Origin of the sequence: Arthrobacter luteolus NBRC 107841 (genome assembly GCF_001552075.1) — a bacterium.
Lineage (GTDB): Bacteria > Actinomycetota > Actinomycetes > Actinomycetales > Micrococcaceae > Arthrobacter_B > Arthrobacter_B luteolus.
The window spans coordinates 106,746-118,260 of sequence record NZ_BCQM01000004.1; the positions used below are offsets into that span (position 1 = coordinate 106,746).

At 66.5% G+C, this 11,515-nt stretch carries 10 protein-coding genes; 5 read left to right on the forward strand and 5 right to left on the reverse strand.

Annotation, left to right across the window (positions count from 1 at the left end):
* Positions 1-37: 37 nt before the first annotated feature.
* Positions 38-325 (reverse strand): DUF1905 domain-containing protein, encoded by a 288-nt coding sequence (locus AL3_RS09175; protein WP_066299727.1) that lies wholly within the window; start codon positions 323-325, stop codon positions 38-40.
* 172 nt (positions 326-497) lie between these two features.
* Here AL3_RS09175 and AL3_RS09180 point away from each other — a divergent pair, with 172 nt between their 5' ends.
* On the forward strand, positions 498-761 hold the full coding sequence (locus AL3_RS09180) for a class I SAM-dependent methyltransferase (protein WP_066299729.1): 264 nt from the start codon (positions 498-500) through the stop codon (positions 759-761).
* 77 nt (positions 762-838) lie between these two features.
* Here the strand turns inward: AL3_RS09180 and AL3_RS09185 are convergent, their stop codons facing one another.
* Complete coding sequence (locus AL3_RS09185; RefSeq protein WP_066299731.1) at positions 839-1,870, reverse strand: isopenicillin N synthase family dioxygenase; 1,032 nt, start codon at positions 1,868-1,870, stop codon at positions 839-841.
* A gap of 152 nt (positions 1,871-2,022) precedes the next feature.
* The gene (locus AL3_RS09190) at positions 2,023-2,922 is read right to left on the reverse strand and encodes a hypothetical protein (RefSeq protein ID WP_066299734.1); all 900 of its coding nucleotides are present in this window, start codon (positions 2,920-2,922) and stop codon (positions 2,023-2,025) included.
* Between the two features lie 123 nt (positions 2,923-3,045).
* Between AL3_RS09190 and AL3_RS09195 the strand changes: the two genes are divergently transcribed.
* Together AL3_RS09195 and AL3_RS09200 are read left to right on the forward strand one after the other, a co-directional pair.
* Positions 3,046-3,345, forward strand: coding sequence for a type II toxin-antitoxin system VapB family antitoxin (locus AL3_RS09195; protein ID WP_066299736.1), 300 nt, complete (start codon positions 3,046-3,048; stop codon positions 3,343-3,345).
* On the forward strand, positions 3,338-4,018 hold the full coding sequence (locus AL3_RS09200) for a LytR C-terminal domain-containing protein (protein WP_083521614.1): 681 nt from the start codon (positions 3,338-3,340) through the stop codon (positions 4,016-4,018). The genes AL3_RS09195 and AL3_RS09200 overlap by 8 nt, the downstream gene beginning before the upstream one ends.
* 38 nt (positions 4,019-4,056) lie before the next feature.
* Here the strand turns inward: AL3_RS09200 and AL3_RS09205 are convergent, their stop codons facing one another.
* Positions 4,057-4,779: a DsbA family oxidoreductase gene (locus AL3_RS09205; RefSeq protein WP_066300210.1), complete on the reverse strand. Its 723-nt coding sequence runs from the start codon at positions 4,777-4,779 to the stop codon at positions 4,057-4,059.
* Positions 4,780-4,903: 124 nt separating this feature from the next.
* Between AL3_RS09205 and AL3_RS09210 the strand changes: the two genes are divergently transcribed.
* A complete protein-coding gene (locus tag AL3_RS09210) occupies positions 4,904-5,692 on the forward strand; it encodes a 4'-phosphopantetheinyl transferase family protein (protein WP_066299740.1) in 789 nt (262 codons plus the stop codon).
* Between the two features lie 21 nt (positions 5,693-5,713).
* Here AL3_RS09210 and AL3_RS09215 read toward each other — a convergent pair whose 3' ends face one another.
* On the reverse strand, positions 5,714-6,913 hold the full coding sequence (locus tag AL3_RS09215) for a heparan-alpha-glucosaminide N-acetyltransferase domain-containing protein (protein ID WP_066299743.1): 1,200 nt from the start codon (positions 6,911-6,913) through the stop codon (positions 5,714-5,716).
* A gap of 507 nt (positions 6,914-7,420) precedes the next feature.
* Between AL3_RS09215 and AL3_RS09220 the strand changes: the two genes are divergently transcribed.
* Entirely contained in the window at positions 7,421-11,509 is a 4,089-nt protein-coding gene (locus tag AL3_RS09220) for a Pls/PosA family non-ribosomal peptide synthetase (RefSeq protein WP_246168730.1), read from the forward strand.
* The last annotated feature ends 6 nt before the right edge of the window (positions 11,510-11,515 follow it).

Genomic DNA, 11,515 nt, shown 5'->3' on the forward strand with positions numbered 1-11,515 from the left:
TCCGGTGCAGCCCCCCCCGGTGCTTAGGCCAGGACGCTTAGGTCAGGCGCTCGGTCAGGTGGACGGTGACGGTGTCTCCGATTTCCTTGCCCAGTTTCTTCCGCAGCTGGGCACTGATGGAGAGCATATGGCCGCCCGTTCCAGTGGGCATCAGACCTCCCCTGACCGGTTCGTCATCCACTGTGGCGACAACCTTCACGGTCTTTCCGGTGCCAAAGAACCCGGCGGATCCGGGCATCTCCACGCAGGACCAGATATCACCCTTGACGTTCACCCCGATGGGAGCGGTAAACGTGTGATCGAGGGGACCCGGAACTTCAGCCATCGTGTTCTCCTGTTTCTGCCCGGCAACTTTGCCGGGGCTGCAAACCCTACCGGTTTCGGGTGTGCGGAGGAACCGAGGGTCAGCGGCCGAGCGGGGACGGGCCGGGGAAGGATGCGCCCTTGCTAGGATCGGCGCGTTGTCCCGTCCGCGAAAGCCCGCCTGAAGGGAAGCCATGGAGCCTGACCACTACGACGCTTTTGCCGAGAGTTACTCGGCAGAGAACGAAGCCAGCCTCCTGAACGCCTGGTATGAACGCCCGGCGATGCTCGGCCTGGCCGGTGATGTGGCGGGCCGCCGGATCCTGGACGCCGGATGCGGCTCCGGGCCGCTGGCTGCAGCGCTCGCGGCGAAGACGAACGCCGTCCGGCCCGTAGCTTCATCTTTTTCGTCCTCGAACCAGGCCTGCCGGCTGAGTCCTAGAGACCGCCAGCCTTAACGCCGGCGGCCCGGCTCCAGATGCTCAAGGCACCTGCTGCCGGACCGCCGTCGTACTTCAAAGCTGCGTGCTGACTGTTATTTCGCGGAGACCAGCTCCGGGTGGTGGATCGCGGCGACCTGCGGGTGGGCGCGGAGCCAGCCCTTCAGGACGTTCGCGCCGTAGGAGGCGAGCATCGGGTTCTGCGGATCGTCCGAGATACCGCGGGACTGGGCGGCCAGTGCCGGCGGAAGCTGGACCGGGTCGATCACCGAGTCCAGGCGCGGGGACCAGAAGAACGGAATGGCGTAGCGGTCCACGCCGGGCGGCGGAGCCTGCACGCGGTGGATCGTCGCGGAGAGGTAACCCTGCGTGGCGACTTCGAGCATCTCGCCCAGGTTCACCACCAGGGCGCCGGGGATCGGTTCCACCGGCAGCCATTCATCGGATTCGTGCGGCTTCACTTCAAGGCCGCCTACCTCGTCCTGCAGCAGCAGCGTGACAAAACCATAGTCGGCGTGGGCGCCGACGCCCTGGGTGCCGGCTTCCTTCACAACACCGCCCACGTAGTGGATGAGCTTGGACATCCAGGCGGGGGTGCCTTCGAACGGCTCGGTGAAATGGTCTTCGGGCAGTTCCAGCGAAACGGCGATGGCGGAAAGCAGCTCGGCACCGACCTCCGACATCAGTTCGGCCCACTCCATCGAGGTTTTGCGCAGTTCCGGCAGAACGGTGTCCGGGAAGAGGTTGGGGCCCTGCACCAGCCAGAACGGCTGGTCAGCGGGGTAGTTTTCGACGGCGTCGCGCTCCGGACCGAAATCCACCTGCTCGCGGGCATCGGGCCGGCCCTGGGTCAGTTCGGTGCCGAGCCGGGTGTAGCCGCGGAAATTCGGGGACTTCCGGTTATCCAGCTCCAGCCGGTCATCCAGAGGCAGGTCGAAGAAGCGCTTCGTGACATCGAAAAGGTCCTTGACGCGTTCCTCACCGGCTCCGTAGCCCACCAGCTGGAAGAACCCGATTTTGTGGGTCGCTTCGCGCAGCTGGTCGATGAATTCGGCGTTGAAGGTCCCGTCCGCGCTGCGGGCGGTGCTGAGGTCCAGGACGGGGATCGATGTGGGGTTATCGCTCATTCCGGCAAGTTAGCACCGGGGGCTGTCAACTGGGAACCAAATGTTACGCAACATAGCGTCATGGGGCTGTGACCTGGGGCTTTACAGCAGTCATAAGTTTGCTGCGCGTCATATTTGGAGTCAAGCAGCCTCGAAAACCAGCCGCTCGGGACCTATGCCGGGCCGGTGTCGTCCGCCGCCAGTCCGGCAGCCATCGCAGCCCACCGGGAGAGGAAGGCCGCACCGGCGTCGTCGTGGATCAGTCCGGGCACCGTGAGCACCGGGTACGGTGTGGCCGGCACCCCGTCGGCCGGACGGACGTCCACATGTGCGACGTCGAAGCCCAGGGCATGCAGCTCATCGGCCATCGCGTAATCCGTCCGGGAATCCCCGACGGTCCGCCAGGTCCGCGGAACCGGCGTTCCGGCGGCTTCCAGCAGGGACAGCGCCCGCCGGGCACCGAGGTCCTTGCCCACGCCGAGCGCTTCGATGTCCGTTGAAATGATGGTGGGATCGATCCGGTAGTCCACGGAATCGTCCGAGTCCGGAGCATGGTGGTCCAGCCGGCACACACCCATGTCGAAGCGGGACATCAGTGCCAGCGCATCGGCGTCGAACGCTTCCTGCTCCGCGAGGTAATCGGCATTCGGGACGCCGATGTTCTGTTCCACCGAAACCATGGCCAGCTTGGTTTCGTCGAAGAACATGTGACCGGTGTATTTCCCGGTGACCAGCTCCCGGACAGCGTCGGCGTAGTCGGCAGGCAGCGCCAGCGCCTCATCAACCTGGACGTCGCCCGGGCCGGAGCCGGTGAACGAAAACCAGACCGCGCCCTTCTCGCAGACCGCATGCACCTGAACGTCATCCGGAAGTCCGGCGGCGATCATGGGCTCCATCACCTGGGTGCGGATGAACTCGTCCGAGCGTCCGGTGTTGAAGACCACCGGCCAGCCGGCGGTGGCAAGCGCCACCAGATGGCCGACCACGGCAGGTGAAACGGTGCGGGTAACCGGGGAAGCGATGGGGCCGTCGACGTCGAGGAGCAGGCCAAAGCGGGAAGCAGATGGATTCACCCCTCCAGTATTCCCGTTCCCAGCGCTCCCGCCGGCATCCAATCAGCCCGGAACCGCGTAATGCTGGGCCTGCCGCCGGGGAGTCCTGTTTCCTTGGGTGCTTAACTTCTCTAGTCTGGGTTAGTGATCTTCAAAGCTGTTGGCGATGTACGCCCCTACCCCGACCACGGATACGTAACACCCAAGGACTGGGCAGCGGTACCTCCCCGGCAGGTTCGGTTGGATGAACTGGTGACTACAAAAGCCACGCTGGATCTCGGTGCCCTGCTGGCCGAGGATTCCACCTTCTTTGGAGACCTGTTCCCGCACGTCGTGCAATGGAGGGGCACTATGTATCTGGAAGACGGACTACACCGGGCAGTACGGACCGCGCTGCACCAGCGCACAATCCTGCACGCCCGCGTGCTCGTGATCGATGACTAACCAGCCCCCTCGCGGGCAACATGACGGCGCTCAAGCAAAGGGCGCCCCTGAACAGTGGCACGGTCACAGGATCGTCACCGAAGAGGACCTCGGCACTGTCTTCAATGACGGCGGGGACGACACAGCGGCTCGCCGCGCGAAACGCCGCCGCGCCTTTCACGGCGTTGTGCTCGGGCTTCTCATCGCTGTGCTGATTGCAGCCGCAATCGTGGTGCAGGGAATTGCCGCGGGGTGGATCAACCTGCCCCGGCCGGATATCCGGCCCGGGGCCCAGGCCGACTGCCCCGCCGGCCCCTACCTCTACCAGGCGCCGGATACCGTGACGGTGAACGTCTACAATTCGACGCCGACTCCCGGGCTCGCCACCGAGGTGGCGGAAGCGCTGAAATCCCGCGGCTTCAACGTGGACCAGACCGGGAACAGCACGGTAAACCGGGCGGGAATGACAGCCATCATCCTTTCCGGACCGGGCGGTGAAGCGGCTGCCTTTACGGTGCAGCAACAGATTCCGTCCACCCATTACATCCAGGATGACCGGAAAGACTCCTCCGTGGATGTGGTGCTGGGGTCCACGTATGAGGGCCTGGTCCCGGTGGAAAAGGCGCAGGCAGCGATTCCCGGACCCATCAGCTGCCCCTGGTCGTCAAGCTCTCCGTCAGCGGACGCAGGCTAGCTGCAGCTGCAGCGGAGCGCCATGACTCCGGGTGCAGGCTAGCTGCAGCCCTCCGGCGAGCAGCTGGCTCCGTCCGGCGATGCATCTGCCGCTGCAGCGGCCGGCAGCAGCGGCTGGTGCCCGGCCTCCCATGCCTGGGCGAGTGCCTGCTCAAAGAGCTCGGCCGGCTGCGCCCCGGAAATGCCGTATTTGCGGTCCAGCACGAAGAACGGGACGCCGCTGACTCCCAGGGCCCGGGCTTCGGCCACGTCCTGCTCCACGGCCTCGGCGTAGTCAGTGCCGGAGAGGGTGGTGCGCACGGTTGCCGGATTCAGCCCGGCCCGGGAGCCGATCTCTGCCAGGACCCCATGGTCCGCGATATCCAGGCCCTGCTCGAAGTGCGCCGACAGCAGCGCTTCCTTGACGGCCGCCGCGGCTTCCTCGCCGCCGGACTCCCGGGCCAGGTGAATGAGCCGGTGCGCGGTGAAGCTGTTGGCCACCACCAGGTCCGCGAACCGGTAATTCAGGCCCTCGCCGGCGGCCTGGGCAGTGACATGCTCCAGCATGCCCGCAACCTGGGCCGGGTCCATGCCCTTGACCTTGCTGAGGTAGTCGATTTCCGTGCCGTCGAAGTGCTCGGGGACCGTGGGATCCAGCTGGTAGCTGCGCCAGCGGACCTCCACCTCTCCGGCGTGCTCGAAGCGGGACAGAGCGGTTTCAAAACGCCGCTTGCCAATGAAACACCAGGGACATCCGATATCGGACCAAATTTCTACCAACACAAAAACCCGCAACGTCCGGGGCCCTTCCGCTTATTCCCGGGCCGTCATTTCCGGCCCGCCCGCCGCGGGACAGCAGCAGCCGGGGGATTCCCCGAACCGCCGCCAGCCGGTAGGGTGCGGCAGGATGAAAACCTGGACTGGGACAAAGACTGAGACGGGGATCGAGCCAGGCGACGGCGCCGGCGACGGGGCCGACTCGGCCGCCGTCCTGGCACTCGCCGCACTGCAGCTGGCGGAACCTGACCCGGCTGAAGCTCCGCTGACCCGGGCCGAACTGCTTCGGGCCGGGGCCTTTGCCGTGCCGGCCCTGCAGCGCCGCTTCCTCGCTGCCCGGCGGGCCGCGCGGCGTTTCGTGGCTGGGCTGGCGGGTGTTGATCCTGCCGTGGTCACCGCCGATTACCAGTGCCCGGAGTGTGGTGCCGCTGCCACGCAGAGCCACGGAGTTCCGCGCTACCAGGTGCGGGGGAGGGCGGTGCCGTTCCAGGTCAGCTTCAGCCGCAGCGGGCAATGGCTGCTGGCCGGGGCCACCGCTGCCGGACCGCTGGGTGTGGACCTGGCGGACCTCGCCGGATTCGGCGATCCACGGCTGGATGCGGTGATCGCCACGGACGCTGAACAGGCAAAGTACGACGTCGTTGCACCGGCAAGCCGGGCACTGCGGCAGGCGCGGTTGTGGACCCGGAAGGAAGCAGTCCTTAAAGCCTCTGGAGACGGACTGCGCACCGCCCCGCACCTGATTGAGGTCGGTGTGGAGGCAGGCACGGACTCCACCGTGGCCGTGGGCCCTGCCGGGGACCGCGTGTTAATCATCGATCTGGACACCCGAAGGCTCGGCCTGCCAACCGGGCTGCTCGCAGCCGCGGCCGTTCCGGCGGCCGGCGGCCTCCGGATCGAGCAGCGCCGCTGGAACTAAGCTCCGGCGCAGGCCTGTCCCTCAGCCCGCCCCCGGTCCGCCGTCGGCCGTTGGCAGTTCCCTGCCGCGCGCCAGTACCCGCCGGCGGGCCGCGCCTGCGGCTTTCGCGACCAGGTTTTCCAGCGGCCCCTGGCTGTGGAACTTACGCCAGATCAGTGCGAATGCGAGCACGGCTGCGACCTGCAGCACCAAGGAGACTTCGGGCTGGTCCTCATAGAAGCCGCTGCCCAGGACCAGAAGGTGGGCGGTGTAAAGCGTCAGGGTCATGCTCCCCGCGGCAGCCAGCGGGAGGAGATAGCGTCCGGCCACGCTGCCGAGGAGCAGCATGGCACCGAGCACGGCCGCGGCAACTCCGATGGTGTACACGAGGTCCAGCGGCGTAGTGGAGTGCGGGGCGAGGATGGCAAACCACCAGAACGTCGACGTGGACAGGTATCCCTCCGGCCCCCAGATGAGGACATCCTGGACCGCTTCGGTGTCCATGCCCGGCGTGGCAGCCACAATCTGGCCAAGGCCGCCCAGCGGCCCCAGCAGCAGGGCCGAGGCCATCGCAGCGGCAAGGGCAGTGCCAACTCCCGCAGCAAGGACGGCCGTCTGGGTTTTCCATTCCCCGAGCCGCAGCCGTCCGATGGCGAGTCCGGCGCAGATGTACGCCATCCAGGGGATTGCTGGATAGGTCCCGGTCAGCAGCAGCTGGGTCACGATCTGCCACGGATCCGTAAAGAGGTCCGTAAGAGTTGGGTCGTAACCGGGTTCCGGAAGGTAATCGCGCAGGACCATCATCAGGGTTGGGCCCAGGACCGCGAAGCCCGCCGCCGCGGCAAACAACACCCGGGCGGAGAGGCCCAGCAGGGGAACCGCCAGCAGGAACATCACACCGTAGTAGGCCAGGATGATGAAGGCCGGCATATCGATGTAGGCAATGGTCAGGCCGATTGCGCCGACCAGCAGCGCACGGACCGCGGTTCCCCGGCGTACGGCCGCCAGTTCCAGCCCCCGCTTCGGACGTACTCCGCCAGAGGAGAGTGCCAGGGTCACCCCGGCGAGGAGAGCGAAGAGTGCGGCCGACTTTCCGGCGAAAAGGGACCAGGACCAGGTGGGGGAGAAATCGTCTGTTGCCGCCGGGAGCACGTGGATGGCCATCATGCCGATCAGTGCGATTCCACGGGCGGCGTCTATTCCCGTAAACCTGGTTTTCGGCATCGTGCCGGAAGTGCTCATGGAACCCCTTCAAATGCTGCCTGGTGCTGGTGCTGGTGCTGGTGCTGGTGTCTGCCCTGTTGCCGGTATTGCCCGTGGTGCTGGCCGTGCCCGTGGTGCTGTTCATTTTCGTGGTGCCGGAAGTTCCAGTGTTGTCCGTGTGACGGGTGCTTAGTGGTATTGCCGGTGGTTCCGGTGGTTCCCGTGTTTTAGGTGGCACCCGTCATTTGCTTCGGACCGCTGGTCCGAGGCAAACAATGCGGACTGTGCCACGGCTATGCGCAAACTGGGAGTTTCCTGTGAGCCATGAGTATCACGAGGTCAGCAGCACTGGAACGAGTAGAGCGCCAGTAATTGCCCGGTGGGGGCCTGCGTACCGGGCAGCAGACGGCAAGCCACGGTACTCATGTTCAGGGCAGAAGGCCGTCCTTAGGCTACCTTTGGCCGCTGGTTCGAGTGTCTTGCTGGGAGACAGAGCGATGCGGCGAACAGCCCTGCCATACCGTGCCACCAAGGAAGAAAAGCCCGATGACTCTGTCCGAAGACCGGTCCGAACCACTGAGCTCAACGAAGGGAATCCGTCAGAGCACCTGCACAGGCAACGCAGCAGAACTATCCCGTGCGGAAGCAGACCGGATGCGGGTATTCAGCCGCACCACGCTGGCGCCCGACCACGCCGTTTTCTACGGCGGACCCGCGCCGGAGCAGCGCACCCTCGTAGACATCTTCAACGAGACGACAGCGGCTTATCCGTCGGCACCGGCCCTGGACGACGGAACGGATCCGCTCACCTATGCCGAACTCTCCACCCGGGTCCACGCCCTGGCCCGGAAACTCTGGTCAGCCAGCATCGGTGCCGGAGACCGGGTCGGGATTCTGGTCCCCTCCGGATCCGCGGACCTGTACATCGCCATTCTCGGGGTCCTTTTCTCCGGTGCTGCCTATGTGCCGGTCGACGCGGACGAGCCCTCCGGACGCGCGGACATTGTCTGGGCCGAGGGCGGAGTCTGCGCCGTGATCGGCGAAGGACTCCAGCTGACCATCCGGCAGGGGGTTCCCATCCATGGCAGCGGCCCGGAACCGCACCCCGAGGACGACGCCTGGATCATTTTTACGTCCGGTTCCACCGGTAAGCCCAAGGGCGTTGCCGTGACCCACCGTTCCGCTGCCGCGCTGGTTGACGCCGAATCGCGGCTCTACTGCGTTGACCAGCCGCTGCGCCCGGGAGACCGGGTCCTCGCCGGGCTCTCCGTGACTTTCGATGCTTCCTGCGAGGAAATGTGGCTGGCCTGGGCTCACGGTGCCTGCCTGGTCCCGGCTCCCCGTTCGGTGGTCCGCTCGATCATCGACCTGGGGCCCTGGCTCCAGGAGCGCAAAATCACGGCGGTCTCCACCGTGCCCACCCTGGCCTCCGTCTGGCCGGCAGAGACCGTCAGCCGGATCCGGCTGCTGATCTTCGGCGGCGAAGCCTGCCCGGTGGAACTCGGTGCCCGCCTCTCCGGACCCGGCCGGGAAGTCTGGAATACCTATGGGCCCACCGAAGCCACGGTCATCGCCTGTGGCGCCAGACTGGACGGCACCGACCCCGTCCGGATCGGCCTTCCGCTGGAAGGCTGGAACCTCGCCGTCGTGGATCCGGACGGTAACCCGGTGGCCTGGGGTGAAGAGGGAGAACTGGTCATTGGAGGAGTGGGCCTGGCCCGCTACCTGGATTCCCGGATCAGCGCCGAGAAGTACGCGCCGCTGCCGTCACTGGGCTGGAACCGGGCCTACCGCAGCGGAGATAAGGTGCGGGCCGAGCGCGAAGGACTCATTTTCGCCGGACGCCTGGACGAACAGGTGAAACTCGCCGGCAGGCGCGTGGAACTGGGGGAAATCGACCATGCCCTGGCCGCGCTGCCGGGGGTCACCAGCGCTGCGGCGGCGGTGCAGGTCACCGCCAGCGGCAACGAGATCCTGGTGGGCTACCTGATCGAGTCCGCCCCCGGGGGCGTGGACCTGGCGGCTGCCCGGACCGAACTCAGCACCCGGCTTCCGGCCACGCTGGTGCCCACCCTGCGGATCATTGATGAGCTGCCCATGAAGTCCTCCGGCAAGGTGGACCGCAACGCGCTCAGCGCCCCCGAAACAGCGGTGGAGCAGCAGCTTGACGTCGAAGTGGAGCTCAATGCTGACCTGCGCTGGCTCGCCAAGCGCTGGACGGACCTGCTGGGGCCGCAGCCGCTGACCAAGGACAGCGACTTCTTTGCCCTGGGCGGCGCCAGCCTCGCGGCCGCGCAGCTCGTCTCCGCGCTGCGGGAACGCTATCCGAAGGTCTCGATCGCCGATATCTACGCCCATCCCTCCCTTCTGGCGATGGCCGGCCGGCTCCGGGAAACCACTGACGACGGCGCCGCGAAGCGCGAGGTCCCCAATACGCCCTGGTGGACGGGCTTGTTTCAGGCCCCGCTGATCGCCGGCCTCTACGCCATCACAGGCCTGCGGTACGTCACCGGGATTGCCATTGTCTGCTGGGTGATGAGCAACGTGCTGGCCACGCCCTGGACACCGGATCCGCCGCTGCTGCCGCTGCTGGCCGCCTGGCTTGTGCTCTACAGCCTGCCGGCCCGGATGCTCGCAGCGGTCCTGGCCTGCCGGGCACTGCTGTTCCGGATCCGGCCCGGAGTTTATGCACGCGGCGGGGGAACGCACCTGCGGCTCTGGGCCGCCGAACGGATTGTCACGTACGGCAAGCTGGAACCCATCATGGGGACCCCGCTGGGACTCTGGTATGCGCGGGCTCTAGGCTGCGGCGTCGGGCCTAATGTGCATCTGGAGGCTATGCCTCCGGTGACCGGGCTGGCGCAGATCGGCGCCGGTGCCGCCGTCGAATATGAAGTGGACCTGGCCGGACACTGGCTCGACGGGCATCTCCTGCACATTGGGCACATCCGGATCGGAGCGCACAGCCGGGTAGGGGCGCGGTCCACGGTGACCGGGAACGCCCAGGTCGGCGAGGGAAGCGAGATTGAACCCGGGACGTTCGTTTCGGGCCAGGTGCCCCCGGGCGAAAAATGGTCCGGGTCCCCGATGGAGTACCTTGGCTCAGCCGGCGAGGGCTGGCCCAGGAATCCCGGAACCAAGGGGCCGGCAGGTATGAACCTGCTGTACACAGCGGGCCTGTCCTGGCTCACCATTATGACGCTGCTGGCCGTCCTTCCCGGCTCCATGCTGGTGCTCCTGCTGCTGCAGGACGCCCAGGACCTTGGGCCGGCGCTGTTAGAACTGGCCCTGTGGGCTCCCGTCTTCGTGGTGCTGACCATGGGCACGTACCTGGCGCTGACGGTGTTTTCCGTCCGCATGCTCCAATCGCTGCTGCCCGCCGGGATGCATCCCCTGGATGGTCCGACGGGCTGGGCCGCGTGGCTGACGAACCAGCTGCTGGCGAAAAACCTGATCTCCATGTACCCGCTGTACGCGGGGCTGCTCACTCCGGTGTGGATGGAATGGCTCGGTGCCAAGGTGGGCCGGAACGCTGAAATTTCCACTGTGGAGACCCTTCCGCACCTCACCGACGTAGGCGACCGCGCCTTCCTGGCGGACCATTCCATGGTCTCCGTGGCGAAGGTCCGGCAGGGTTGGCTCTCGCTTGGTTTTTCGCGGGTGGGAGAGAAGTCCTTTGTCGGGAACTCCGCAGTTGTGGGCGGCGGTGTCAGCGTGCCGGACCACTCGCTGATCGCTGTGCTGTCCTCTGCACCCGCGGACATGCCGGAGAACTCCTCCTGGTTTGGGCGGCCTCCGGTGGAGCTTCCCCGCCCGGTCGAAGAGCGGGACGCCTCCCGGACCTATGATCCGCCGCTCCGGCTGAAATTCGCCCGGGCCGCCGTCGAGGCGTGCCGCATCATTCCGGCCATCATCACGGTCTGGCTGGCGCTGGCCACCGTCTTTGTGCTGGCGTTCATCTCCGACGAAGCCGGTCTGCTGGCCGCAGTGCTGTGGTCCGGTCCGGTTCTGCTGGCGAGCGGGACCGCAGCCTGCCTGACGGCGATCGCCGCGAAGTGGCTGCTGCTGGGGCAGTTCCGGGTTTCGGAACATCCGCTCTGGAGTTCCTTCGTCTGGCGCAACGAGCTGGCGGATGTCTTCTCCGAATCGCTGGCGGTCCCCGGCCTGGTCCGGATGTCCCTGGGCACGCCCATGCTCAACGCCTGGCTGCGCTGGATGGGTGCGAACGTGGGGCGTGGCGTGTGGTGCGAGACCTGGTGGCTGCCTGAATTCGACCTCATTGAAATCGGCAAGGGCGCCAGCATCAACCGTGGCACCGTGCTGCAGACCCACCTGTTCCACGAACGCATCATGCGGATGGATTCCGTGTGGATCGGGGCGGGAGCAACGCTCGGCCCCAACAGCATCGTGCTTCCGGGCAGCACCATCGAGGACGGGGCCACGGTTGGCAGCTGTTCACTGGTCATGCGCGAAGAAAGCGTACCGGCCCACAGCACGTGGTACGGGAATCCGCTGACCCATTGGGACGCCGTTGCCGGATCGGCTACCGCCCCGGAGCACCGGGACGCGCTGAGCCCCCGCATTGATTCGCTTCCCCCGCACGGGCGCAGGCGCGCCCTGACCCAGTCACGATAGAGCAGG

Coding starts and splice junctions, on each gene's coding strand:
- AL3_RS09215 (WP_066299743.1), bottom strand. CDS start 6,913: ATGAGCACTTCCGGCACGATGCCGAAAACCAGGTTTACGGGAATAGAC.
- AL3_RS09210 (WP_066299740.1), top strand. CDS start 4,904: ATGAAAACCTGGACTGGGACAAAGACTGAGACGGGGATCGAGCCAGGC.
- AL3_RS09175 (WP_066299727.1), bottom strand. CDS start 325: ATGGCTGAAGTTCCGGGTCCCCTCGATCACACGTTTACCGCTCCCATC.
- AL3_RS09180 (WP_066299729.1), top strand. CDS start 498: ATGGAGCCTGACCACTACGACGCTTTTGCCGAGAGTTACTCGGCAGAG.
- AL3_RS09185 (WP_066299731.1), bottom strand. CDS start 1,870: ATGAGCGATAACCCCACATCGATCCCCGTCCTGGACCTCAGCACCGCC.
- AL3_RS09220 (WP_246168730.1), top strand. CDS start 7,421: ATGACTCTGTCCGAAGACCGGTCCGAACCACTGAGCTCAACGAAGGGA.
- AL3_RS09200 (WP_083521614.1), top strand. CDS start 3,338: ATGACTAACCAGCCCCCTCGCGGGCAACATGACGGCGCTCAAGCAAAG.